General features: G+C 40.5%; 29 protein-coding genes. 7 read left to right on the top strand and 22 right to left on the bottom strand.

Features of this window, described 5'->3' with window-relative positions; translation table 11 throughout:
- Positions 1–219: 219 nt before the first annotated feature.
- Together AA0Y26_RS21990 and AA0Y26_RS21995 are read right to left on the bottom strand one after the other, a co-directional pair.
- On the bottom strand, positions 220–525 hold the full coding sequence (locus tag AA0Y26_RS21990) for a DUF4870 domain-containing protein (protein WP_413364106.1): 306 nt from the start codon (positions 523–525) through the stop codon (positions 220–222).
- A 113-nt stretch (positions 526–638) separates the two neighbouring features.
- Complete coding sequence (locus AA0Y26_RS21995; protein ID WP_413364107.1) at positions 639–851, bottom strand: acyltransferase; 213 nt, start codon at positions 849–851, stop codon at positions 639–641.
- Between the two features lie 222 nt (positions 852–1,073).
- Here AA0Y26_RS21995 and AA0Y26_RS22000 point away from each other — a divergent pair, with 222 nt between their 5' ends.
- Positions 1,074–2,390 (top strand): protoglobin domain-containing protein, encoded by a 1,317-nt coding sequence (locus AA0Y26_RS22000; RefSeq protein WP_413364108.1) that lies wholly within the window; start codon positions 1,074–1,076, stop codon positions 2,388–2,390.
- A gap of 75 nt (positions 2,391–2,465) precedes the next feature.
- Here AA0Y26_RS22000 and AA0Y26_RS22005 read toward each other — a convergent pair whose 3' ends face one another.
- The 5 genes from AA0Y26_RS22005 to adh form a co-directional block, all read right to left on the bottom strand.
- Positions 2,466–2,945, bottom strand: a complete 480-nt coding sequence (locus AA0Y26_RS22005; RefSeq protein ID WP_413364109.1) for an acyl-CoA thioesterase — start codon at positions 2,943–2,945, stop codon at positions 2,466–2,468.
- 99 nt (positions 2,946–3,044) lie between these two features.
- Complete coding sequence (locus AA0Y26_RS22010) at positions 3,045–4,472, bottom strand: aldehyde dehydrogenase family protein (protein ID WP_413364110.1); 1,428 nt, start codon at positions 4,470–4,472, stop codon at positions 3,045–3,047.
- A 14-nt stretch (positions 4,473–4,486) separates the two neighbouring features.
- Positions 4,487–5,467, bottom strand: a complete 981-nt coding sequence (locus AA0Y26_RS22015; protein WP_413364111.1) for a DUF4003 family protein — start codon at positions 5,465–5,467, stop codon at positions 4,487–4,489.
- A gap of 86 nt (positions 5,468–5,553) precedes the next feature.
- A complete protein-coding gene (locus tag AA0Y26_RS22020) occupies positions 5,554–5,910 on the bottom strand; it encodes a DUF779 domain-containing protein (RefSeq protein ID WP_413364112.1) in 357 nt (118 codons plus the stop codon).
- A gap of 18 nt (positions 5,911–5,928) precedes the next feature.
- Complete coding sequence (gene adh / locus AA0Y26_RS22025) at positions 5,929–7,449, bottom strand: aldehyde dehydrogenase (protein WP_413364113.1); 1,521 nt, start codon at positions 7,447–7,449, stop codon at positions 5,929–5,931.
- Positions 7,450–7,716: 267 nt separating this feature from the next.
- Between adh and rluF the strand changes: the two genes are divergently transcribed.
- Positions 7,717–8,415: a 23S rRNA pseudouridine(2604) synthase RluF gene (rluF, locus tag AA0Y26_RS22030; protein WP_413364114.1), complete on the top strand. Its 699-nt coding sequence runs from the start codon at positions 7,717–7,719 to the stop codon at positions 8,413–8,415.
- A 28-nt stretch (positions 8,416–8,443) separates the two neighbouring features.
- On the top strand, positions 8,444–9,163 hold the full coding sequence (locus AA0Y26_RS22035) for a DUF6904 family protein (RefSeq protein ID WP_413364115.1): 720 nt from the start codon (positions 8,444–8,446) through the stop codon (positions 9,161–9,163).
- Between the two features lie 204 nt (positions 9,164–9,367).
- On the opposite strand, the gene AA0Y26_RS22040 is transcribed toward AA0Y26_RS22035, so the two are convergent.
- From AA0Y26_RS22040 to AA0Y26_RS22090, 11 genes are all read right to left on the bottom strand, one after another.
- Complete coding sequence (locus AA0Y26_RS22040) at positions 9,368–9,865, bottom strand: cupin domain-containing protein (RefSeq protein ID WP_413364116.1); 498 nt, start codon at positions 9,863–9,865, stop codon at positions 9,368–9,370.
- A 74-nt stretch (positions 9,866–9,939) separates the two neighbouring features.
- Entirely contained in the window at positions 9,940–10,647 is a 708-nt protein-coding gene (locus AA0Y26_RS22045) for an ABC transporter ATP-binding protein (RefSeq protein WP_413364117.1), read from the bottom strand.
- Positions 10,647–11,423, bottom strand: a complete 777-nt coding sequence (locus tag AA0Y26_RS22050; RefSeq protein WP_413364118.1) for an ABC transporter ATP-binding protein — start codon at positions 11,421–11,423, stop codon at positions 10,647–10,649. The genes AA0Y26_RS22045 and AA0Y26_RS22050 overlap by 1 nt, the downstream gene beginning before the upstream one ends.
- Positions 11,420–12,358 carry a branched-chain amino acid ABC transporter permease gene (locus AA0Y26_RS22055; protein ID WP_413364119.1) on the bottom strand — a complete coding sequence of 313 codons (939 nt, stop codon included), beginning with the start codon at positions 12,356–12,358 and terminating at the stop codon, positions 11,420–11,422. The genes AA0Y26_RS22050 and AA0Y26_RS22055 overlap by 4 nt, the downstream gene beginning before the upstream one ends.
- 11 nt (positions 12,359–12,369) lie before the next feature.
- The gene (locus AA0Y26_RS22060; RefSeq protein ID WP_413364120.1) at positions 12,370–13,245 is read right to left on the bottom strand and encodes a branched-chain amino acid ABC transporter permease; all 876 of its coding nucleotides are present in this window, start codon (positions 13,243–13,245) and stop codon (positions 12,370–12,372) included.
- 103 nt (positions 13,246–13,348) lie between these two features.
- Positions 13,349–14,554, bottom strand: coding sequence for an ABC transporter substrate-binding protein (locus AA0Y26_RS22065; RefSeq protein WP_413364121.1), 1,206 nt, complete (start codon positions 14,552–14,554; stop codon positions 13,349–13,351).
- A 169-nt stretch (positions 14,555–14,723) separates the two neighbouring features.
- On the bottom strand, positions 14,724–15,182 hold the full coding sequence (locus AA0Y26_RS22070) for a hypothetical protein (RefSeq protein ID WP_413364122.1): 459 nt from the start codon (positions 15,180–15,182) through the stop codon (positions 14,724–14,726).
- 11 nt (positions 15,183–15,193) lie between these two features.
- Positions 15,194–15,796, bottom strand: a complete 603-nt coding sequence (locus tag AA0Y26_RS22075) for a class I SAM-dependent methyltransferase (RefSeq protein WP_413364123.1) — start codon at positions 15,794–15,796, stop codon at positions 15,194–15,196.
- 95 nt (positions 15,797–15,891) lie between these two features.
- Positions 15,892–16,338 (bottom strand): CoxG family protein, encoded by a 447-nt coding sequence (locus AA0Y26_RS22080; protein WP_413364124.1) that lies wholly within the window; start codon positions 16,336–16,338, stop codon positions 15,892–15,894.
- Between the two features lie 236 nt (positions 16,339–16,574).
- Entirely contained in the window at positions 16,575–17,402 is an 828-nt protein-coding gene (locus AA0Y26_RS22085) for a GNAT family N-acetyltransferase (RefSeq protein ID WP_413364125.1), read from the bottom strand.
- Between the two features lie 98 nt (positions 17,403–17,500).
- The gene (locus AA0Y26_RS22090) at positions 17,501–18,382 is read right to left on the bottom strand and encodes a LysR family transcriptional regulator (protein ID WP_413364126.1); all 882 of its coding nucleotides are present in this window, start codon (positions 18,380–18,382) and stop codon (positions 17,501–17,503) included.
- A gap of 123 nt (positions 18,383–18,505) precedes the next feature.
- Here AA0Y26_RS22090 and AA0Y26_RS22095 point away from each other — a divergent pair, with 123 nt between their 5' ends.
- The 3 genes from AA0Y26_RS22095 to AA0Y26_RS22105 all read left to right on the top strand — a co-directional run bounded on the left by AA0Y26_RS22095 (position 18,506) and on the right by AA0Y26_RS22105 (position 21,010).
- A complete protein-coding gene (locus AA0Y26_RS22095; protein ID WP_413364127.1) occupies positions 18,506–19,696 on the top strand; it encodes a coenzyme F420-0:L-glutamate ligase in 1,191 nt (396 codons plus the stop codon).
- A 121-nt stretch (positions 19,697–19,817) separates the two neighbouring features.
- Positions 19,818–20,138 (top strand): transposase, encoded by a 321-nt coding sequence (locus tag AA0Y26_RS22100; protein ID WP_413364128.1) that lies wholly within the window; start codon positions 19,818–19,820, stop codon positions 20,136–20,138.
- An 8-nt stretch (positions 20,139–20,146) separates the two neighbouring features.
- Positions 20,147–21,010 (top strand): IS3 family transposase, encoded by an 864-nt coding sequence (locus AA0Y26_RS22105; protein ID WP_413364129.1) that lies wholly within the window; start codon positions 20,147–20,149, stop codon positions 21,008–21,010.
- An 89-nt stretch (positions 21,011–21,099) separates the two neighbouring features.
- On the opposite strand, the gene safA is transcribed toward AA0Y26_RS22105, so the two are convergent.
- On the bottom strand, positions 21,100–21,702 hold the full coding sequence (safA, locus tag AA0Y26_RS22110) for a SafA/ExsA family spore coat assembly protein (protein WP_413368351.1): 603 nt from the start codon (positions 21,700–21,702) through the stop codon (positions 21,100–21,102).
- 361 nt (positions 21,703–22,063) lie between these two features.
- On the opposite strand from safA, the gene pgeF reads away from it, so the two are divergent.
- Positions 22,064–22,822: a peptidoglycan editing factor PgeF gene (pgeF, locus tag AA0Y26_RS22115; RefSeq protein ID WP_413364130.1), complete on the top strand. Its 759-nt coding sequence runs from the start codon at positions 22,064–22,066 to the stop codon at positions 22,820–22,822.
- 18 nt (positions 22,823–22,840) lie between these two features.
- Here the strand turns inward: pgeF and AA0Y26_RS22120 are convergent, their stop codons facing one another.
- From AA0Y26_RS22120 to AA0Y26_RS22130, 3 genes are all read right to left on the bottom strand, one after another.
- Entirely contained in the window at positions 22,841–23,725 is an 885-nt protein-coding gene (locus tag AA0Y26_RS22120; protein ID WP_413364131.1) for an aminoglycoside phosphotransferase family protein, read from the bottom strand.
- 89 nt (positions 23,726–23,814) lie between these two features.
- Positions 23,815–24,795: a sensor domain-containing diguanylate cyclase gene (locus tag AA0Y26_RS22125; RefSeq protein WP_413364132.1), complete on the bottom strand. Its 981-nt coding sequence runs from the start codon at positions 24,793–24,795 to the stop codon at positions 23,815–23,817.
- A gap of 31 nt (positions 24,796–24,826) precedes the next feature.
- Complete coding sequence (locus tag AA0Y26_RS22130; protein WP_413364133.1) at positions 24,827–25,630, bottom strand: alpha/beta fold hydrolase; 804 nt, start codon at positions 25,628–25,630, stop codon at positions 24,827–24,829.
- Between the last annotated feature and the right edge of the window lie 104 nt (positions 25,631–25,734).

Below are 25,734 nucleotides of genomic sequence, written 5' to 3' on the forward strand. Positions count from 1 at the left end.
TCGATTTGCAATTAAAAAGCTTACTTTCATCAAAAAATGCATTTTCATAATCAAAGAAAACATGGTAAAGGTGTAGTTATACATAGCTGGCAGCCAGCTAATTAAAAAACTTTGCCTTTCCGCCTATGGATCTTACTGAAAATGCTCCTTTTGTTCTTTCCCCAAAAATAAAAATCGGCAAAACCTTTATTACAAAGATTTTGCCGACTTTTTGCCAAATTATACCCAACGACCAACGATTGGATAGTTCCAATATGATTCATTCACCGCTTTTACAATTCCGATAATTGGTACAACAACTAGCATAATGCTAAATACAATTAGGAACGGAATGCCGATGAGAATGAAGGAGAAGAAGAAAGAAACTGTTGTTAATACCCACATAACAAATTGGAACAGCAGTGCCTGTACCGATAACCGCTTCACATGCTCATCTGAACTAATTAAAAAGAAAATGAGAGGAACCACTACCGGCGCAAAGAACGCACTGGCATGAATCAATACTTTTGACCATTTTTCTTCCATATATATCAACCCGCCTTTTTTAATTTTTCTTATACTTTATATACGAATAACTAGCGGAAGAGTTTCAGTATTTATAAAAAAACGCCTTTTTTATAAAGGCGCAGAGTAGTCCATCAATATGGGCCAGTATCATCAGGATTATCTCCCGGTTGCGGGAACAAGAAGTACGAAATAATGGCTGTGAAGATTGTCGCCCCTACCAAAATAAGAAATTTATGCAGGGAAGGCACTTCCGGATATCTGTTAAATAGCATAAAGGTTGAAGTAACAGCTACTACTACAGTTAATGGAATGACAAACTTTAAACGTTTTTTATGAAACTTCATCGCTAACTTCCTTTACTGTGATATATCTCAATTACTCTGTATTCTATCTTCTTTATGAAGAAAATACAATGATTGCTGTTTTTACAAATAAGTGAATAAAAAAATAAATTAGGAATAATTTCATTCAAAACATGCCCAAAAGGACTAAAAAATAGTAAAATCGATTATAGAACTAAGGATACAAGTGCTATGTATTTTAAACCCAAAGAATGGAGATCTCCCATGTTCAATTTATTCAATAAGCCTAGCGGAAAGTCAATAACAGAATTTTTCAGGACCGAGGACTATATCCCGCAAGTTACTCTGGACCTATCAGCCTATCCTGAGCTGAATAAGCAATTACAATTACTTAATTTAACAAAAACTGATTTAGCTATTTTAAAACAACTGCAGCCTCTAGCGGCTGAGACAATTCCTACTATGGTTGATGAGTTTTATAAAGCTATCAGCTTCAGTCCGGAGTTAATGGGGATTATAGAAAGGTCATCACGCATTGATAAATTAAAAGTAACGCTTCATAAGCATTTGGCAGATATCTTCAATAGTAATATTGATAGTGCCTATATAGAGGAGCGGAAAACAATCGCCCATGTACACGTTCGAATTGGTCTTCGGTCAAAATGGTACTTGGCATCCTTTCAATCTCTGATGACAACTTTTATTGCTTTTATTCAAACACTGAACTTGTCAACAACTGAAGCGGCAAAAGCCATCAATGCCTTCTCAAAAGTCATCAACTTAGAGCAGCAGCTTGTTATTGAGGCGTATGAGCAAGAGGAAGAGCGTCTTCGCATGCAAACTGAGGAGTTAAAGCATAACCTAGTTCATACGATCCAGAACACAGCAGAGGAGCTCTATGCCATTAGCAGTGAGACGACCACATCTTTGGCTGCGATATCTGTCCAGACAGATGAAATTGCTTCTGCTACCCATCAAGGTTTGGATTTCGTTGCAGAAACAGAAACCAAATCAAACACAGGTAAAGAACATCTGGCAAACCAAACCAGCCTTATGAATACAGTACTACAACGTGTAGATGTACTGGAAGCATCTATGGACCAGCTGCGTATTTCTTCTCAGAAAATCTCTGAAATTGTTGGGCTTGTAACAGGTATTGCTGACCAAACTAATCTTCTCGCATTGAACGCCTCCATTGAAGCTGCACGTGCCGGTGAGCATGGAAAAGGTTTTGCTGTAGTAGCAGAAGAAGTGCGGAAGCTGGCAGAAGAAACAAAAACAGCGGTAAAAAATGTCTCTATCCTCATTCAAGAGACGGAATCTAATATCAACAGCATGGCTGATTCGGTTAGCAGCGTAGACTCTCAAGTAAAAGTCAGCGTAGATACTCAGTATGAGCTGACAGCATCGTTCACCGCTATTGCTGAAGCAGTTTCAGGTATTCGTACCCAATATATGAGTACATCTCGGGAGATTGGTGCGATATCTAAGCTAATTATGGAGCTGACAGAGGGAGCCGGCCTTGTATCTACCTCATCTGATCAGTTAATCGGCATTGTTCACGAGCTTTCAAAAGAATAGGAAAGTATCGACATAATAAAGGAGCTGCCCAAAAGTTTCAACTTTCTGAGCAGCTCCCTTTTCTAATTTCCCATTTTATTCGTGTGCCAGTTCACGCTTCTTCTTCCGGTATTCACGACGAATAGGTCCTGTTTCAAATAAGCGGCGTTCTGTTTCCGTCTCCGGATGGACGCCAACTACCTCCCGCGGTTTTCCCTCTTCATCAATTGCCACCATTGTAACAAAAGATTCTGTTGTCAACCGCTCTGCTCCTGACTTTAAATCACGGCAAATTACACGCACATAGACTTCCATCGATGTTCGCCCTGTATAGGTTACCATCGATTCAAGCTCTAGAACATCTCCTGCATAGGCCGAAGAAACAAAATCTACAGAATCAATGGAGGCTGTGACAACCTCTCCCTTTGAATGTTTCATGGCTGCTAAAGCTGCAATTTCATCAATATATCGTAATACCTGACCACCAAAGATTGATTTATGATGATTTGTATCAGAAGGCATAATCAAACGTGTTTGATGCGTACGCGAAGAGCTCATCGGTACAGTATTTCCCATAATTCTGCACTCCCTAAAAGATGATGGTACTACTGTAACACTCCAAAAACCTACTTTTCAATTATTTTGTCGAAATAATGAGTGATTGCTCCAATATGATTAAAATACTGTTTTCATCGTAATAAATTTTAGATGTGTCATCTCTTCCAGCGCATATTTAATACCCTCTTTTCCATAACCGCTCATCTTCACGCCCCCATACGGCATATGATCAACACGGAACGTAGGGATATCATTAATAATAACAGCACCTGCCTCCAGCTCATCCGCTGCCCGCATTGCATCGGTTAAAACATTTGTATAAATTCCCACATTCAACCCAAGCTCCGTATCATTTGCAAGAGCAATAGCTTCATCTAACGTTTCATATGGAACAATAGAAACAATTGGAGCAAATGTTTCCTCACATACGATTTTCATATCTGCAGTCACATTTGTCATAACGGTTGGTGACAATGTACGTTCGGTAAACTCTGCACCCGCAGCTACCACAGCCCCTTTTGCCTTCGCATCCTCAATCCATGATTTAATACGTTCGACTTCATCAGGGTGGATCATGGCACTGACATCTGTATCCCTATTCATCGGGTCACCTACACGAAGCTTTTTCGTTTCAGCTACAAATTTTTCAACGAATTCCTCATAGATCGATTTGTGTACATAAATACGCTGCAAGGAAATACATACTTGCCCGGCGAAATTGAATGCACCCCCTACTGCACGGGAGACCATTTTTTCGATTGGTGTAGAAGGCTCGACAATCACAGCTGCATTCGACCCAAGCTCAAGTGTAATTTTTCGGAGACCGACCTTTTCCTTCATTTTCAAGCCGACTGCACCACTTCCCGTAAATGTGACTTTCCTTATAAGTGAATGTGTCACCAAAATATCGCCTAACTCTCCTCCTGAGCCAGTTACAATCTGCAGGCATCCATCCGGAAGCCCAGCTTCCTTAAAAATTTCCGCCATTACAAGGGAGCTGAGCGGCGTCTGTGTAGCAGGCTTTAAAACTACTGTATTTCCTGCTGCCACAGCAGGCCCTATTTTATGGGCAACGAGATTAAACGGAAAATTAAATGGCGTGATAGCACTAATGACGCCAAGTGGTACGCGCTTTGTATAGCCAAGACGGTCTGTCACACCCGGCGCAGCATCCATCGGTACCGTTTCACCTGTTGATTGCTTTGTCGCCTCCGCCGAGAATTGATATGTGGCAATTGTCCGATCTATTTCAACTAGACCTGCTGATATTGGTTTTGCTGCTTCCCTTGCTAAAATTTCTGCCAGCTCTTGTTTACGTTCACGCATAATATTAACAACATTATATAAAATTTCTGCACGCTCATATGCTGTCGTTTTTTTGAAAGATTGGAATGCCTGATGTGCTCCTTCAATGGCACGTTCCACGTCCTGTACACTTGCCTTCGCTACCTTTGCGATTACTTCTCCACTATAAGGTGATGCCAAATCATACGTTCTGTCTACCGCTTCCCACTGTCCATTAATCCATAGCTTTGTCTCCTGCATAAAAAGCACCTCCGTTAAAAATTTAAATCGATATCTAATAAGCCCGATAGGCCATCTGCAACACCTGTTGGTAAATAAAGAAAGAAATCACCTAGGCCAATTACTTCCTGCCAAATGGCAAAGCGAGGCGGATCAATTACTTCCTGTACGTCCCCATAATCCCTCACTAGCTTTTGAATAGCAATAATTAACGCCAGCTCCTTCACCGCTTTCAGAGCTTTTGTTTTCCGCAGCTGCCCCTCAAGTATGACTATCTCTTCGACAACCTGTACGTCTGCTGCAGCCAGCGCAAGGATGCCGATAAACGGATAATGAAGTCTCTTTATATGTATACCCTTATTTTCTAGTTCTATTTTAAGCTGCGTCACATAGTCAGCAAGCTCTTTATGAAAGTGCGCATCATATAAAGTTAAAATCTGCGTGAGCGTTTGGAGTGAGTCCCCAGCCTTAAACCCACTTGTACGCAGTGCACTAAAATAGTCATGCATCGTCTGGGCACGTAGAACAATACTGTCATCTTCTGCAGCCGTTACAAGAACAGCAAGCGGAAAATCACTCTTCCTCGTCAAAATAGGATGATGTTTGTTCATTTCGTCATATAGCCTTTTCGCCCGGTCAGCATGTGCTTTATCTTTCACAAAGAAGGAGCTGATCACCCTATATGGGGACCTTACAAAACCACGCTCTCCAAGCAGTGTATCTCTCTCTTCTACCACCTTGGTATTTTCCTCCATGTTTCCCTGCAATACTAAATTGGCCGCTACTTTATAAAGTAACCCCATATTGTTGCTGCACGGACGAAAGACGCGAAATTTTGGTTCTCCAGAAGTCATTTTATCCATAACGGTCTGATGTTCTACCCCGCTATACGTTCGGCCGGCATACGTATATTGAGCAGCTAGAGAAGCCACGATTCTTAAGTCGGGATGTCCCCCTGTATAATTGAATACTTTCGTATAGTTCTGCTCCAGCATTTGTATGAACTGTGTAGGCATTTTCTTCACTCCTCGACCCTATTGTACGCCTTTTTCTTTTTCTAGTAATAAAAAAAACTTTGCGCCAAAAATGGCGCAAAGTCTAATTAGCTTGAAAGCTCTTTTAATTCTGCTGGAGTAAAAGCACGCGACCTTGTCAGGAAACGCTTTCCTTCCACTCCTTCTAACGAAAACATACCGCCTCGCCCTTCTACTACATCAATAATGAGCTGTGTATGCTTCCAATAATCGAATTGGTTCTTATGCATATAGAAAGGGGTTCCGCCAATTTCACCAAGCAGAACATCCTGGCTGCCAAGAATTAAGTCGCCTTCTGGATAGCACATCGGGGAGGAACCGTCACAGCATCCCCCTGATTGATGGAACATAATAGGTCCATGACGTTCCCTTAACAGATCAATTAGCTCAAGTGCAGCGTCCGTTGCAATGACTCGCTCCGTCACACACGCACCTCCCCTCTTTTAGAAGAATCCTAATTTATTCGGGTTGTAGCTTACAAGCAAGTTTTTCGTTTGTTGGTAGTGGCTCAGCATCATTTTGTGATTTTCACGTCCAACACCAGACATTTTATATCCACCGAATGCAGCATGGGCTGGGTATTGGTGATAGCAGTTCGTCCAGACACGCCCCGCTTGAATTTCACGGCCAAAACGATAAGCTGTATTCATATCACGTGTCCAAATCCCTGAGCCTAGACCGTATAATGTATCGTTTGCAATCTCAAGTGCCTCTTCCTGCGTTTTGAATGTCGTAACCGATACGACGGGACCGAAAATTTCCTCCTGGAAGATTCTCATTTTATTATTCCCTTTAAATACTGTCGGTTTAATATAATAGCCGCCTGCCAAATCTCCCTCCAGGCTGTTTCTCTCGCCTCCAATTAGGCATTCTGCGCCTTCCTGCTTGCCGATATCCAAATAAGAAAGAATTTTCTCCATCTGTTCACTCGAAGCCTGAGCACCCATCATTGTACTCGGATCAAGCGGATTACCCGTCTGAATTTCTTCAACACGCTTTAGTACCCGCTCCATAAATTTTTCATAGATCGATTCCTGAATCAGTGCACGGGACGGACAAGTACATACTTCCCCTTGGTTAAGCGCAAATAATACAAAGCCTTCTACAGCCTTATCTAAAAAGTCATCATCTTGCGCCATAATATCTTCAAAGAAAATATTTGGCGACTTCCCTCCCAGTTCAAGTGTAACCGGGATGAGATTTTGCGATGCATATTGCATAATTAAGCGACCAGTTGTCGTCTCTCCCGTAAAGGCAATTTTGCCGATTCGAGGGTTTTGTGCCAATGGTTTTCCTGCTTCTAATCCAAAGCCATTGACAATATTAATGACCCCAGGAGGCAATAAATCTTCAATTAATTCCATCAAGACCATGATGGATACCGGCGTTTGTTCTGCTGGCTTCAGTACAACGCAGTTTCCTGCTGCAAGTGCTGGAGCAAGCTTCCACACCGCCATTAATAGAGGGAAGTTCCAAGGAATAATTTGCCCCACTACCCCAATTGGTTCATGGAAATGGTAGGCAACTGTATCGTTATCAATTTGGCTGAGTGTGCCTTCCTGGGCACGGATAGCACCTGCAAAGTAGCGGAAATGATCGATTGCTAAAGGCAGGTCAGCATTCAGTGTTTCACGGACTGCTTTCCCATTATCCCATGTCTCTGCCACTGCCAGCATTTCGAGGTTTTGTTCGATCCGGTCAGCAATTTTCAATAAAATGTTACTGCGCTCTGTCGCCGATGTTTTTCCCCATGCTTCTCTTGCTTCATGGGCTGCATCCAGTGCCAATTCAATATCTTCTTCCGTCGAGCGGGCTGCCTGTGTGAAGACCTTCCCCGTCACCGGTGTGACATTGTCAAAGTACTGGCCTTTCACTGGTGGTGTCCATTTACCACCGATGTAATTATCATAGCGCTCCTTGAAATTCACTAATGCTCCATCTGTGTTCGGAAATGCATAAACCATTGAAAACTCTCCCCTTTGCCGAAAATTATTCTTTGAATACCTCTATGTCGTTTGTATGCTCATGCTTGTCAATACTATGTAACTACAAAAGGTATCTCTATTTACTATATTGTCAGAAAGAGGTGATGAATTCAATTTAAAAGCATCAATTTTCTAAATTTACTGATAATGTTATTGTGGTATATTTTTAGGAAGATAAATGCTCTCAATACATAAAAAAGTTCTCATATTGTATACTGAAACTATTCTGATAATAGGTGGAAAAATATGCGTATTAATAAATTTTTAGCAGAAACGGGTATCGTCTCGCGCCGCGGAGCCGATAAGTGGATTGAAGAAGGCCGTGTAACAATCAATGGTGAAACAGCGACAGTAGGCAGTAAGGTGGAAGACGGCGATGCGGTATATGTGGACGGCAAACCTGTCCAGAGAGAAGAACAGCTTGTTTATATTGCCTTAAACAAGCCAGTTGGCATTACAAGTACAACTGAAAAACATGTTAAAGGAAATGTTGTGGATTTTGTTAACCATCCTCTTCGTATCTTCCATATCGGTCGTCTCGATAAGGAATCAGAGGGCCTGCTTCTTTTGACGAATGACGGGGATATCGTCAATGAAATTCTACGGGCTGAAAATCATCATGAAAAGGAATATGTTGTCCAAGTGGACAAGCCGATTACAGATCAGTTCATCGAAAGAATGGCGAGCGGAGTAGAGATTTTAGATACAAAGACACTTCCTTGTAAAGTAGAGAAAATATCAAGCCATGTATTTAAAATCATTTTAGAACAGGGGTTAAACCGGCAAATCCGCCGCATGTGTTCAGCGCTTGGCTATTCGGTTAGACGCCTGCAACGCATCCGTATCATGAACATTCATCTAGGTAACCTAAAGGTTGGACAATGGCGTGACCTAACTGATAAGGAGCGGACAGAGCTATTTAAACTACTGAACTATAAGCAATAATTTACGTAGCAAAGGGGGAGGGTTATGTATGCTGACAATTCAACCAACAGAAAGGTTTGCTGGCTTTCGAATTAGCGGAGACTATTGGGACATCGATTCATTATTAACGGCTATTTACGAAGTGACAGGCGATGAAAACCGCTACTTTGACTTTCAAGGTGCCCGAAACCGTATTCTGCATGTATGTCTGGAGCTCCGTAATGCGACTAAAGGGGAGCGCAATATAGAGTTTGTGACAAATGGAATTCATAAAGGCCTTGAAAAGGAAAAGGAAATTCTTGCTCCAAAGAAAAACGTTTATTTCTCTGTGGAAGTTTTGGTGCCCGAACTTATTTTCACAGCAATAGCGCTCAATGATTTTGTCCGTCTCCATCAGGAAATGATTAACCCGTCGATATGGAATATCCATGTCGCTACGGTCCGCAAATTTCAAGCAACAGTGGCCGCCACTTTGGAGGAATTATTGGAAGAAGAACACTATACCGTTTTTCTTCAAATGCTGCATGCCAAGCAGCCTTTCTATTTCCGCTATGCAACTCAGTACGTAGATTTATTAAATATCGAGTACCTTCATTTATCTGTTGAGGAGCGGAAAAGTCATATGTCCGCTTATGCTTTGAGGCTATTACGGGAGGATGATAGTTACATAGCATTGAAGGAACAGCTTATGACCACAGCAAGCTTTACAAAACATGCTGTCCACGAACTCAATCTAGCTGTCAAATATCCAGAAACGATCCTTTGGTAAGAAAAGGAGAAGCGGCGAGTTATTTTTACAACTTGAAAATCAATAGTTCAATTTTTTGAATGCAGCTGTCCAGAAAAGCTTACTCGCTGGACAGCCTCTTTATTTCTCATTAAAATATTTGCTACTGCCATGCTCATACCTAAAAGATGTCAGCAAGAAAGCGTCTTAAAAGTACTTTTCAGACGGCTCTCAATAATTTTTTTCCTAATCTAATTTTTCATACGCCATTTTACGTATAATAGCCTCATGCTGCGGGTACTTCTCCAGCAACTCTGCTTGGGCGAACAATTCAAAATCCGCATAGTCAAAGCCTGGGGATACCATGCACCCTACTAGACTAAAAGAATCAGCTTCCTCGACAGAGGAGCCAAAAATCGTATGCTTCGGTACTAATATTTGCGGCGCTTCCCCGTTACCAGCATTTAAGCCTAGTTTTCTCGCCTCGTATGTTCCATCTTTATGAATCATATGGACTGTTAATGGACTTCCGCCATGATAATACCAAAGTTCATCTGATTGTAGGCGATGAAAGTGGGAGATGTCGGCAGAGCGCAGCAAAAAGTAGATGCTTGTATAACCAGGTCGATCACCCGCTGGAGTTGATACATTCGCTTCCCCTGTAAAGGTAGATGTATAAAACCCACCTTCAGCATGTGGTTGTAAGTTTAGTTTCTGAATATAGTAATCTGCATTAAATAGCACCTCAATCACTCCTTTCGCCTCACTATATCAAAAAAGAATGAATTCCAAAAGAATTGGAATCCATCCTCTTTCCGCTAAAGTCCGCCTAGGTAAGCAGCCTTTACTTCTTCACTTTCCTGCAATTCCGCAGCTGTACCTGAAAGAACAATATTACCCGTTTCAAGTACATAAGCACGGTGCGCTACAGATAATGCCATATTGGCATTTTGTTCTACTAACAATACAGTTACGCCTTCCTTATTAACCATCTCAATAATGTTGAAGATATTTTTAACCATAAGCGGGGCAAGTCCCATGGATGGTTCATCCAGGATGATAAGCTTTGGTTTTGACATAAGTGCCCGGCCCATTGCCAGCATCTGCTGCTCACCGCCCGATAGCGTACCTGATAATTGCTTGCGGCGTTCATAGAGACGTGGGAATAATTCATACACATGCTCCATGTCCTTTTTAATGCCATCACGGTCTTTTCGTAAATACGCTCCAAGCTCCAAATTTTCTTCTACCGTCATGTTCGCAAACACACGGCGTCCTTCCGGTACATGAGAAATACCGGCTTTTACAATTGTTTGTGCCGGTTTCCCATCGATACCGGTTCCTAAATATTCAATGGATCCTTTTTTTGGTTTTAGCAGTCCTGAAATCGTTTTTAGTAACGTGCTCTTCCCTGCACCATTTGCACCAATCAATGTAACAATTTCGCCCTCATTTACCTCTAAGGAGATGCCGCGTAGTGCTTGAATATTGCCGTAGTATACATCAATATCATTAATCTTTAGCATTATTCTGTAACCTCCTCACCCAAGTACGCCTCGATTACTTTTGGATTTGAACGAATTTCTGCAGGAGATCCTTCCGCAATCAGCTGTCCATGGTCCAGCACGTAAATACGTTCACAAATCCCCATAACAAGGTGCATGTCATGTTCGATCAGTAAAATTGTCAAGTTAAATTCCTTACGTATGAAGGCAATTAGCTCCATCAAATCATGTGTTTCCTGTGGGTTCATCCCGGCTGCAGGCTCATCTAACAATAATAGCTTCGGTCCTGCTGCAAGAGCACGAGCAATTTCTAACCTTCGCTGCATTCCATATGGTAAATTTTTTGCCAGTTCATTCTTATATACGTCAAGCCCAAATATTTTTAGGAAGGCAAGTGACTCCTCTTCCATTTTTGACTCGCCCTTAAAATGACTAGGCAGACGGAAGATACTTGAGATCAGATTGTGTTTAGCTAAACCATGGTTTGCTACCTTTACATTGTCGAGAACGGACAGCTCTTTAAAAAGACGAATGTTTTGGAACGTCCGGCTAATGCCGCCTCTTGTCACTTTATAAGGATCTAGACCGCCAATCGATTTTCCATTGAACGTAATCTTTCCCTCAGTTGGTGTATAAACGCCTGTCAGCATATTGAAGGTTGTTGTCTTCCCAGCACCATTCGGTCCAATCAGCCCGATGAGCTCCCCCTGATTCATATACATATCTACCTTTTGAACGGCCTTCAATCCGCCAAATGTAATTCCTAAACTATCTACTTTTAAAAGAGTCTCACTCATGCCTTAGACCCCCCTCTTTTACCAAACTTGAATAAATCCGTTACTTCTTTTGTACCAAGGAGACCAGATGGGCGGTATAGCATTACCAGGATTAATACAAGTGAATAGATGATCATCCTTGTTTCAGGGAATCCTTGGAGATAAGTTGTTACAATTGTCAGTAAAATGGCGGCAAGAACCGACCCGGAAAGGCTGCCTAGTCCACCTAGTACAACAAAGATTAAAATATCAAATGATTTTAAGAATCCAAATGTTGTTGGTTGGATAATGTAAAAGTTATGGGCATAAATAGCTCCTGCAACCCCGGCAAAAAATGAACCAATTGCAAATGCCACTACTTTATAGTAAGTCGTATTGATACCCATTGCATCAGCAGCAATCTCATCTTCTCTAATAGAAATACACGCACGTCCATGACGGGAATTTGTAAAGTTCGAGATGATTAAGATTGTGACAACTACACCAAAGAAAGCATAGGTCCAGTTCGTTTGATGCGTAATCTGCATGCCGGCTGCACCGCCAACATATTCAATGTTTAAGAAAATGATTCGGATGATTTCTGCAAAGCCAAGTGTGGCAATCGCCAGATAATCACCCTTAAGGCGAAGTGTTGGAATCCCTACTAATAAGCCGGCTAACGCCGCCACAATGGCACCCAGTAAAATCCCTGTTACGAATGGCAGTTCCAGCTGCATTGTACAGATAGCAGAAACATAGGCTCCCACTGCCATAAAACCGGCATGACCAATGGAAAACTGGCCGGTAATACCAAGAATGATATGTAGGCTGACCGCAAGCATAATATTGATACACATTGTAATTAACATGTTTTGATAATAGAAAGTTACAATGCCATTATTAATTAGCACTTGTACGACTGCATAGATTACTAGCGCAAGAGCCATGTAGCCCCAGAAAATTTTCGATTTTTTCATACGCTCCCCACCTACACTTTCTCGCGCGCATTTTTACCGAAAATGCCCGCTGGTCGTAAAATTAAAATTAAAATTAAGATAACGAAGGCCGCTGCATCACGCCATAATGAATAACCTAAGGCACTAACCACTGTTTCTACTACACCAAGTAAGAGACCACCGACCATCGCGCCCGGTATGATCCCGATACCGCCTAGAACGGCTGCAACAAAGGCCTTCAAGCCTGGCAATACGCCCATCAAAGGCTCAATGCGCGTATAATAGATGCCGAAGATAACGCCCGCAGCACCAGCTAAAGCAGAACCAATAGCGAATGTAGCAGAGATCGTATTATCCACATTAATACCCATTAAACGTGCTGCATCTGCATCATGAGATACTGCACGCATTGCTTTTCCGATTTTCGTCTGATGCACGATAAATTGCAGCAATAGCATTAATACAAGTGAAATAACTAAAATAATAATTGCCTGCACGCTGATCTGTGCGCCTAAAATTTCAATTTTCGTATTTTCAATAACTGTTGGATAGGCCTCTGGTGACGCGCCCCGGAAGAAAATCACTGTATATTCAATCAACAGTGAGACACCGATTGCTGTAATCAATGCCGCAATCCGTGTAGCACTCCGCAGACGCTTATATGCGACACGTTCAATAATAACGCCAATGACAGCACAAAGAATCATTGCTAAAATTAAGGCCGGAATAAAATGCATATCCCAGCGTGCAATTGCGTAAAAGCCAATAAAGGCACCAAGCATGAAAACATCACCATGTGCGAAGTTGATCAGCTTAATAATGCCGTACACCATCGTATATCCGAGGGCAATTAGCGCATAGATACTGCCTAGTGAAACACCATTCACAAGCTGTTGTATCCATTCCATTTTGATTCACTCCTTTATCCATTACTATGTTTAACTAGCACGAAAAAGTTCTCATTTAAAAGGGAAAAAAGGGAGGCATATCGAGCCCCCCTAGAATGGTGCATTAAGGATTCACTTTTGATTTGAACTCTTGATTGCCGTCTACGAACTCTAGAACTGTTGCTGATTTAACTGGGTTATGTTTTTCATCTACAGTAAATGTACCTGTAATTAAGCTTAAGTCTTTTGTCTCTGCCAACGCCTTTTGGATCGTTTCTCCTGTCACTTCCTCACCCGCACGCTCGATTGCATCTTTTAAATAGTAAATCGTATCATATCCAAGCGCATGGAATGCATTTGGCTGTTTGCTGTACTCTTCTTCAAATGCTGATACAAAGTCTTGGATTTTTGGATCAGGGTCTCCAGAAGAATAGTGATTTGTGATAAACGTATTATTTAGGGCATCCGCACCTGCTAACTCTACAAGTGTCGGTGAATCCCAGCCATCAGCGCCCATTAGCGGAACGTCGATTCCTAATTCACGAGCTTGCTTGACGATGAGCCCTACCTCTTCGTAGTATCCTGGAATGAAGACGAAATCAGGATTCGATGATTTAATATTCGTTAATGTTGATTTGAAATCCACATCATCCGTTACATAGGCTTCTTCTTTTACTACCGTGCCGCCGTTTTCTTCAATTTGCTTTTTAAAGGATGCTGCTAAACCTTTAGCGTAGTCTGATGTAGAATCCATATAAATGGCTACATTTTTAGCCTTTAGCTCCTCTGTCGCAAAGTTCGCTGCTACAATTCCTTGGAACGGATCAATGAAGCATGTACGGAAAGCGTAGTCATTTACATTCCCGTCTTTATCTACTGTCACTGTCTCCGCTGTACCTGATGCAGTCACCATTGGCACCTTGAATTGACTAGCCGTCTGTACTGTCGCTGTTGCATTACCTGAAGTGGCCGGCCCAAGCATCGCTACTACCTTTTCTTGCTCGGCAAGACGGATTCCCGCTGTAACCGCCTCTGCGTTATCTGATTTATTATCTACTGCAATGTAATCGATTTTTTTACCATTGATACCGCCAGCTTCATTGATCTCAGCAATGGCCAATTTGGCTCCATCATTGATTGATGAGCCGTACGAAGCTACTGCCCCGGAAAGCTCAAGGTTTCCTCCAATTTTAATCGTGTCACCTGAAGAGCCGCTTCCCCCATTTGATGAACCGCTATTCTCTGTGTCCCCACACCCGGCTAATACCCCGGCAAGAACCGTCGTTGCCATAAAGATTGATGCGAACTTTTTCATTTTTGAATGTTTCATATTCATTCTCCCCCAATGAAATCAAATTCAAATATTAGATATTTCTGATAATTATACATGAAGAAAATACCATTCACAATAACTTATATGAATATTCTAAATTAATTATCTATACTAATATTTTTGATAATTAAGACTTTTGTATTGTAAATCATCCTAACGGATTCGTCTAGTCTGATTTTTCAGTTTCTTTAAAATAAAAGAAGGGGCTTTTTCTCAATATAAAACCTAGTAATAACCCGTAAAGTACATGGGCTCCTATCCAAATAACAAATGCAGGTAGCGAAGTTAGGGGAGGTGTCTTTTCCGATAAATTAGTTAATGGGTAATAACAAATTGCTATAGTGGTATTTAATCCTATACATAATACAATAAATGCCCGTGCACTCACTTGACGACGGATTGCTATTTCCATCAATAGAAATGCCAGCAGTACAGCAACGATAAGGTGAAGGGCGAATTCCCAAAACTCCGTTATATAAAAGGAACCAAACACCGGGATGTAGTCAATATTGAGTAATAGTGTATATACCTTATATCCTGTTATCTGCTGCGCAAGCTTCAGCAGGAGTCCTAGTGCAACTCCTGCGATAGTACCAGCCCAAAACGTATATGCTGTCTGTTTCATTTCGATTCCACCTACCAGTCCAGCCTGAAGACACAGATTCGTTCATTTTCATTTTTATGGCCGCGTAACCTTACTTCTTTTAGTAAGTCAAAGCTTGTTTCGTACTGCAGGTACTGCAAATAATCTGGCGACGGATAGTAGAGTAGAAGATGTATTTCACGCGGCTGCTGTTCAAAGGATAATAAAATGTTCATTAAAACTTTGCGGAAAATCTGGATTGAAAAAGGATTAAAAAAGAAGAATACGTTATCCCTTACTGTCACTTCATAATCCTCAGCCAGCATATTGAGAAAGGTAATGGGAATAAGCCGCTTCCTTGCCTTATGAAGGTACTTTTCTCGATTGTTCAGGGCCTCCAGGAAAAATTTATAATCCATTTCAATACCAATTGTCGGTACTTGAAAAGCATGATGTAAATAAATAGGCACCCTCCCTTTCCCACATCCAAAATCCACCACTGTCGCATGTTCCGGCAGCTCATAACTTTCAAATAGCTGTTCCAGCGCCTCATACGGTGTTGGTTCATAACGGTGGTAAAGAGAGGATTTCGGATAACCGAGCTGGTACCCTGCTGTCTGGATATTCAATAACTTCTCAAAATGCTGTTCTTTCATGCACTACTCCTTCCCTGTTATCATTATATGGATTGACCAATAGCCTTCATAAAAAATGATGAAAGGCGGCTCAGCAATTCTGAGCCGCCCTTCTATTATACAGCAGCCTGAGAAACGTGCTGCGCCATAGATTTCACATGCTTTTCAATTGTTTGCGGAACAAATTTTTCAAGTACAGGATTGATCATTGATGCTAAAAAACCGCCAGCTTTCATATTTAGATGCCCACTTAGATGATAGCTCCCGGATTCGGCTGGCTCCATTTCAAAATAGCCTTCACCTTCTATGTTATCTGATAAACCTACTAAATCAAAAGAAATCCTCTTCCCCTCTAGCACTTCTTTTACCTTCAGCTGGAGTTTTACTGCCTTTTCTACAATACCAAAATCCCCTTTGAACACCCAGATCATTTCTTCCTCTGTCGGCAGCTCATGATGCAAGTAACCTGGCACTAACTGAGCCCACTCGCTTTTATTTTGCAAAAAAGCCCATAATGCTTCCTCATTGATTCGGACTGCTTCTGTATGTTTACTGCTGGCCATTCCCAACACCCCTTAGTCTGAATATTTATTAAATTTTATCAAAACGAGGTATATTTTACAAATATAGTATTTTTATATTTGGAATTTAGCGCCATTAAAACTCCCTTTACCTATTCAAGCTCTTTGGCAACTTGGGTGATCTACTTCAACATTTCGAGGTCAATATCTCTTCGACCCTTTCGCAAAGAAATAAGAGCTGCCTAGAAAATTTCAATTGGCAAGCTCCCTCTGCTTTCTTACATTCTTTTTTCCATCCACACCTGTTCTGCTGTCACTGTAAAATCCTGTTCTAATAAATAACGAGTTACCGCGTCATTTTTTATAAAGTTCACCAACATTACCGGCGTATCCTTTTCCCCTATTGCAGCCAACATACGTGGAATGTATTCGGCGTTGTCTGCCAGTAATTTTAGCTGATAAATATTCACACGGCTTAGCTTTTTAGCTTCATCCCATACTCTCCGGAAAAGAGAATAGCCGACCACTTTTTCATCTATCTTAAATACATAGGCCTCTCCATGTTTGATACTGGCAGGCTGACATTGCCAGACAACTCGTTCCTGATAGCCAGACAAGGAAATAAGTTCCTCCGGTTGGCAGACTTCGTACTCTAAAGGCTTTGCACCTTTTTGTTTCCCTAATAAAAACACAAGATTCTCTACCACTGTATAACCGTATTTCTTATAAAGCTTAATGGCCGTTTCATTACTCTTAATCGCTTCCAAGGTAGCTATTTCAACTTTTTCTTGTTCATAGATAGCTATTGTCCTTTCCATTAACTGATGAATAATGCCACTCCCCCGATATTCAGGAGCAACAGCTGTTCCTCCATTCCAAGCAATGGACTGCCCCTCCCGCACCCGAAATCCGTTCATAATAATACCAACAGGCTCATCTTTTATGAAGGCAACGATTGAATGTTCGGGTGATAACTCTTCTGTAACAAGCCGGTTTAAAAACATCATTTCATCCATCTCAAGATTGACAGCATAACCATTGAATCCTCGATTCCAAGCCCTCACCATTTCACTTGGTGTACAGTCAGTCAATTTTTTTATTTGCATCTTCATATCACCTTTCTCTCAACATATCGTTTGTTTGATACCTTCCAGGCAGGCTATAGATAGAAAAGTCTCTTTCTTATTATGAATAAAGTAAACTATCAGGAATAGATGAGTTGGATGAATTTTTCAGCAGCTCTTGATAAAGGTACTGATTTCAAGTGGCAAATCCCAATACTCCGCATAGGAATGGGCTGCTGTAGTTTAATTTCATGAACAAGGCCTCGCTCCAAATAGTCCTCAGAGAATTCCTTTATTACACAAGCAATTCCTAAATTTATTTTTGCAAATTCTAATAATAGATCATGTGATCCTAATTCAAATTCCGGAGAAATAGAAAACCCTTGATCTTTTAAATAGTCCTCCACATACTTCCTGGAATTCGCCTTTCTCTCTAAAAAAATCAATGGCATTTTCATCAGAAAGTCCAGATTGACTGGATATCGTGCCATGTTTTTATACTTTTCTCCACATACAAAAACATCGTGTATTTCCTTGCAGGAATTAACATGCAGCTGTTCATCTTTAATAGGTAAATTACAGATGCCGAGTTCCGCTTCTCCCGCTTTAATATACGCAACAATCTCGCTAGTAGTACCGTTTAGCACCTTTAATTTGATACCAGGATACTTTTTAGAGAACGCTTCGAGAGTTGGCAGTAGATAATAGCGGGAAATCGTATCACCGACTCCAATGCGAAGCTGTCCGGTCGTAAGGTTTTGGAACTCCAGCATCTTCCCTTCTCCTGCTTCGAGTATACCAATTGCTGACTTGACATAATCGTGTAAAAGCTCTCCTTCACTCGTCAATGTCACCCCTTTAGGTGTCCGGTAAAAAAGATATGTGCCGAGTTCCTTCTCCAACTGGGCCATAGCTTGGCTGATAGCCGGCTGTGTCATATAAAGCGATTGAGCGGCTTTGGAAAAACTATTACTTTTACAAACGATGTGAAATATACGATATAAATCAAGTTTTCCAATCATATAAGTGCTCCTTATACTACATATTAAAAATATTAATTTTACTTATATCATGAGAAGAATGTATAGTACAGCTTGTGTTAAATAAAATAAATCAACTTTATTTACGGAATGGGAGAGATTGTAGTGGAACGTGTAGTAGGAACGGTAGTACGAGGTCTTCGTGGACCAATCATCCATGAAGGCGATGATATTGAACAAATTGTGGTTGATACAGTTTTAAACTCAGCAAAAATAGAGGGATACGAAATTCAAGACCGCGATATCATTACAGTTACTGAATCAATTGTAGCACGTGCCCAAGGGAATTATGCATCTCTTGACCATATTGCTGCTGATGTGAAATCGAAGTTTGGCGATGATACGGTAGGGGTCATTTTTCCGATTCTATCACGCAACCGCTTTGCGAACGTGCTGCGCGGTATCGCACGCGGAGCAAAAAAAATTGTATTAATGTTAAGCTACCCTTCTGATGAAGTCGGCAATCATCTTGTTGATATTGACGAGCTTGACGTAAAAGGCGTCAACCCGTGGACAGATACATTAACAGAAGCTGAGTTTCGAACACACTTCGGCAGTAAAAAGCATACTTTTACAGGGGTCGATTATATCGAATACTACAAGGAATTGGTTACTGCTGAAGACGCTGAAATAGAAGTCATTTTCTCTAACAATCCAAAAGTAATCGTAGATTATACAACTTCCGTACTGGCTTGTGACATTCATTCACGTTTCCGTACAAAACGTCTTGTAACCGCTGCTGGTGCCACAACAGTCTATAGCTTAGATAATATTTTATCTGCCCCGCTCAATGGTTCAGGATTTAACGCTGAATATGGCCTCCTTGGCTCAAATAAGGCAACAGAAGAAACTGTAAAGTTATTCCCTCATACATGTCAGCCAATTGTAGATGGGATTGCTGAAAAATTAAAGGCTGCAACTGGGAAAAATATTGAAGTTATGATTTATGGCGATGGAGCTTTTAAGGACCCTGTAGGGAAGATTTGGGAACTTGCTGATCCAGTTGTTTCCCCTGCATTTACTGCAGGACTTGGTGGAACACCAAATGAAGTAAAGCTGAAGTATTTGGCAGATAACAATTTCTCACATTTACGCGGCGAAGAGTTAAAGAAGGCCATTTCCGAACATATAAAAAACAAAAATGAAGACCTTGTTGGGGCGATGGAGGCACAGGGTACAACTCCTCGTCAACTAACAGACCTGATTGGTTCTTTATCCGATCTAACTTCAGGTTCAGGTGATAAAGGAACACCTATGATTTATATTCAAGGCTATTTCGATAACTACACACATTAATAAAAAATACCTTATTATAATAAAAAACCCTCGCATGTGATATTATCCCCTTTAAGTAGACAATGTTAAAAAACCTACAGTACGCTGTAGATAAACATTTTACTTAAAGGGGATTTTCTCTATGTCGCGAAAAAATAATACGTATTCAAATGAATTGAAGTTAGAAATTGTACAAGCCTATTTAACGAGCAATGAAAGTATGCAAAAGATTGCGGATCGATATGAAATTCGCAATGTTTCACAAGTGAAGGCCTGGGTGAAAAAATTTAAAGAAGTTGAATCAATTGAAGCCTTTAATCGCCTTCCATCTACGGGTTCTGGAGCGAAAGGTGTGAAGAATCCGTTAAAAGGAAAACGTACCCACTTTAAAACTGTAGAAGAAGAACGTGATTACTATAAGGCACAGGTAGAATACTTAAAAAAGCAGTATCCAAATCTGTAAATGGAGGAATGCCCACTTATCCAGACCGTTATCATATTATCGAAGAAATGAAAGATCGGTATCCGATTACATGGCTCACTGAAATGGCGAAAGTTGAACGTTCAGGTTATTATAGATGGCTTAAAAATGGCAAGGTATCGTTACGTAAACGTGATGATATCCTTTTAAAGGAGCATATTTTAGGGATTCATCAAACGCATAAAATGTATGGTTATCCTCGTATGAAAATCGCTTTACGGGACAAAGGATTTCATGTGAATCATAAGAAGGTCTATCGATTAATGAGTGAGCTGGGTATTCAATCGATTATCCGTAAAAAGCATCGTATATGGGGGAATCGACTATCGCGTGTATTTGATAATGTGCTGGCGCGTAATTTTAAAGAGCGTGTAGAAAATGAGGTGCTCGTGACAGATATTACGTATTTACCGACGAAAAATGGTTTTCTCTACCTATCAGCTGTACAAGATTTATATAACAACGAAATTGTCGCCTGGAAAATTAGTGAGCGTAACGATTTAGAATTAGTCATGAACACACTACAGGAATTGACGGCAAAAAGAAAGGTGTACCGAAGCATCATCCATTCGGATCAGGGCTTCCAATACACATCGATTAAGTATCATCAGACCGTAGGTCAACTTGGCATGATTGGCAGTCATTCTCGCAAAGGAAACTGCCATGATAACGCTTGTATCGAGTCGTTCTTCTCGCACTTTAAAAGCGAGTGTTTATATCTTTTACACGATAATACGGAAGAAGCAGTGAGACAAGCCGTTGAACAATACATCTACTTTTATAACTTCCAACGCTTCCAAAAACGACTCAACCACCTGGCACCGATAGAATATCGACACCAGATGGCTGCTTAGTCTTTTTTAAAGCTGTCTACTTGACAGGGGTAAGTCCAATGCGAGGGTTTTCTATTATCTCATCGTGATATTAAAAGTCCCATAAAGACTTATTTTTTAATGAACATTTGTGTCCAATAGTTGCCGTCAGCTACATATCCTACACCAATGTGTGAATATTTAGAGCTCATGATATTTGCACGGTGGCCTTCACTGTTCATCCAAGCCTGTACCACTTGTGCAGCTGATTTTTGACCTTTGGCGATATTTTCACCTGCTGCTGTATATGAGATACCGAAGTGTTTCATCATATCAAATGGTGATCCATAAGTTGGGCTTGTATGACTGAAGTAGTTTTTATCATGCATATCTTGTGATTTATATTTTGCTACACGAGAAAGCTCCCAATCGATTTTAAGTGGAGATAATCCTGCTTTTGCACGTTCTACGTTCACAAGACGTACAACTTCCTCTTCTACACTTGCCTGTGCATTTTCAGCAATCACAATCTTTTGACCTGGATAAATTAAATCCGGATTTGCTAGATTTGGGTTTAAAGAAATTAACTCTGAAAGGCCTACTTGGTTTTTTGAAGCAATTTTCCAGAGAGTGTCGCCTTTTACTACTGTATATGTTGAAGATGCCGCTGAAGCGGAAATCGGTAATGCAATTGATAATGTAAGAGCTGCTACCATAGCTACTTTTTTAAACATGTAAATCATCCTTTCTTTTTGGTATGCACCCATCATAACTGAAACTCCTAGACTAAATCACTATCGAAAATTTGGTAGGATCATTACAAAATCGTTACATTTGTCACATTAGAAAGGTCCTATCCTAAAATAAACAGGTTTCTCTTGAAATATTTTTGTAACATAAAAAGAAATAGGAATAAATTTCATGTTTTTTATTTTATATCCCCTATATTTTTCTTTAAATAATAATAGAATCGGCAGTATTTAATCTAAAAGAAAGGATGGAAGATGGATTATGCTAAGGCCCTTATGTCATACTGAGGAAGGACGCATTTTATATGCTTTTGTATTAAGAAAAGCACAATAATAGGAGGAAACAATGAAGTATTATATGAATAGTGAGGATTTCATTGCTGGAACGACGATGAAGGAGACAGCCGTGGGGGAATTAAACAATATGGCGCTTCATGTTTGTGAAAATCCAGAAACCGTAATCAAAAATCGCGAACAGCTGGCTGCGGAACTTGACTGCGAACTCAGTGACTTTGTATGTGCGAACCAAACTCATAGTGCTAACTTTTATAAGGTAACAAAAGCGGATTGTGGAAGAGGTGCCTTTACACTCAATAATGCCATTGCAGATACAGATGCATTGTATACGTATGAAAAGGGGATTGCCCTTACTTCATTTTCTGCCGATTGTGTACCCGTCCTTTTATATAATGAAAAAAGCGGCGTAATTGCTGCCATCCATTCAGGCTGGCAAGGGACCGTGAAGGAAGTGACACCTAAGCTTTTGCAACAATTGATTATGGTGGAGGAGAATGACCCTTCCTCATTTCATGTCTATATCGGTCCCGCATTAAGTCAGCAAAAGTTTGAGGTTGACTTTGACGTATACGAGAAGTTTAAGGCCTTAGGTTATGCAGATGAATTTATATACTATAAGGAAGAAACGAAGAAATATCATATTGATAATCAAAAAACTGTCAAGAAACAATGTGAGCTTGCCGGTATCCCTTCTTCACACATTACGATTGACCCTACATGCACCTATCTAGATACCCATGGATTTTCTTACCGCGAAGATAAAGGATGCGGAAGACATATGAGCTTTATTATGAAAAAGAAACGATAAAAACACCGCTTCGGTGTTTTATTCGTTTAAGAGATCCTCAAGCCACTGAATAGTGGTCAGCATTTCTCTCCGGTTCCCTTCATCTTCTACCGCCCAGCATGTTTGAAGTATAAGAAGTGCAATAGATGCTTTAAGCAATCTCTTTTTATTTACACGCAGCAGAATACAGATGCTTTCTACACGTTGTTTTAAAATGCTTTGGCTTCGCAGCTCATTAAAAAGAAAAGGGACGAAATCAAAATACACATCCCCTACTACACCTTTCGGATCAATCGCACACCATCCGCATTTTTGATCATATAAAATATTATAATGATGGAGATCTCCGTGCAGCAATTCATCACCTGCTGATGTTGTTTGAATCTCTTTTACATAGTGACGTGCTTGTGCTACAAGTTTGCCTGAAATAGGACCGTCTTCTTTCGGATATCTTTTCGTATACTCATCAAGTCCATTAAACCACTGATAAATGGAGAGGAATGATGGATTTGCGGGCTTTCTTATTGCCTTCCATACATCTATATACTGTAGAATAACCGCTTCCTCATCTTTTACTTCAGACAGCATATTGCCAGGCTCCAGCCGCTCAAGCAATAGAACTCCATCTGCCTCATCGAAAGCTACTAGTTTTGCAAAACGCTCACCACCATATATTTCTACGGCATGTATTTCACGTGTAACATCCAATCCTGGTATGCCAAACTTTAAAATAAAGGGATGCTGCTCCGAATCTCTTGCCTTTACTACATAATTATATGAAAGATTATCTACAGGACCCTCAATATAAAGCTGCCATTTTTCTGTATATCTCTCTACCAAAGCAGGAAGAAAGGATAGCCATTTCTCTCCTTCTTCCCCGAAGACGGTCATCATTTTCCTTTTAAAATCTGCAGGAATGTTCATCGTATCCTCTTCCTTTGCAAGTATATATTGAAAAAATCCCACTGGAACAAATTCAGTGGGATGCGGTTTTTCACTATAGAACAAACTGTTTACTCTATTTCATCAAAATGAAGGGCACGATTTTTGCCATTTCTTTTAGCAGTATAGAGAGCTCGATCTGCATTGACAAGAATAGAGGTTTCGTTATCTTTCTCTGTAAACGTAGCAATTCCAATACTCACCGTCAAGCTCCCTATTTCCTCCCATATGGCCTTTACAACTGCCTGATTTAACTGCTCTGCAAGTATTTTCGATTCGCCAACATCTGTATGAGGAAGAAGGATTGTAAATTCCTCTCCTCCAAACCGGGCCACAATATCAGTCACACGAGCACAGCTTTCTAAAATCCTTGCTAGTTTACCTAATACAATGTCTCCAACTTGATGCCCATACGTATCATTCACTTTTTTAAAGTAATCAATATCTATAATTTGGAGAGAAAAAGGGGTTCCTTCTTGATGATAGAAACAAATCTGCTCTTCCAGCTTTTCCTGAAAGAAACGGCGATTTTTAAGACCCGTAAGCTTGTCTGTATTTGATAGCTCTATCAAATTGGAATTGACAGCCAAGAGCTCTGCCTGTGTTTTTTCGATTTCACGATAGATCTGTTCCAGCTTGGCAAGTGCCTGCCCCTTTTCTATATAAGCTTCTTCCATCTTCCTTTTCGTAACCCGAAGCTCCTGCTCATAATCCATTCGCTTTTTCATTTGTACTAAAATACAATCAATAACCTTTTCTCCCTTCCACTCAGTGCATCTTGCATTCAGCAGGAAAGGAATAGATTGGCCACTCGCGTTGCGGCAACTGATAAATAATTCTTCTATATAGCCATGCAGATTAATGTTAGGGAAAAAATAAGAGTGAAAAATTAATCTAGTGCTCATCGGTAAAAGGCTTTCTACATGCTTTCCAATCAGATTCTCTTTTTTATATTCCATCCAGTCGAGGAAGGTCTCGTTTACCTCCTCAATACACCCATTTTCATTAATGGAAAGAAAACCGCATGGCGCATTTCTTAAACGTTCTTCCATAATATATCTCCCTTAATTGCCTCTTCCATCCTTAGCTGTTCTGTAAGAACTTCGCAATAACTTCCCCTGTTTCTTCTGGCTTACTGATATGAGGGTAATGTCCCTTTGCCTCCATCAGATAAAAGGTGCTATTTTTCAAATGTTTATGTAAATACTCTCCTGCCTCAATCGGTACAATGCTATCATTTGAACATTGAATGATCAGCGTAGGAAGATTTGCTTTTGACAGACTCTCCCGATGATCGGAAAAGAAGGTTACCTCTGCAAACTCACGTGCTGCCCATGGTACTGTAGAAACAAAGCTTTTCTCTATCTCTTTCGTCAGCTCTGGATTTTGCGCAGCATCCGACACTAGAGGGGCCAAGTAACTTGCCCACCCTGCAAAGTTCATCTCCATCATATCCAGCAGCTCCATAATATCTCCTTTTTCAAACCCTCCGTAATAGCCATCACTGTCATTTAAATATCGCGGAGAGGCTCCAATCATGACTAGTTTATCAAAGCAGTCCGGTCGCTTAATCGAAGCAAGCATTCCGATCATGGCGCTGATGGAATGTCCGATAAAAATAATATCTTCAAGTTGTAGTTCTTCTATTATATCGAGTATATCTTGAACATAGCCATGTAATGTATTATATTTTGCGGATTCATATGATTCTATATCTGATTTTCCTGCTCCCACATAGTCAAATAGCACAAGTCGATAATCTTCTTCGAATAATGGAACCATGTAACGCCACATATTTTGGTCACAACCAAATCCATGGGCTAACATCATTATTTTCTCTCCCTGTCCTATCACTTTTACGTTATTTCGTTTCATCACTTCATTCATGAGGAAATAATCAACCTCCCTTTTTTTCCATATTTTTTATTTTGAATGGAAATATCTTAAATAGCAAGTAGTATCGAAATCAGTTATTATCATTAACATAATTT

The organism is Lysinibacillus canaveralius (assembly GCF_047301505.1).
Lineage (GTDB): Bacteria > Bacillota > Bacilli > Bacillales_A > Planococcaceae > Lysinibacillus_B.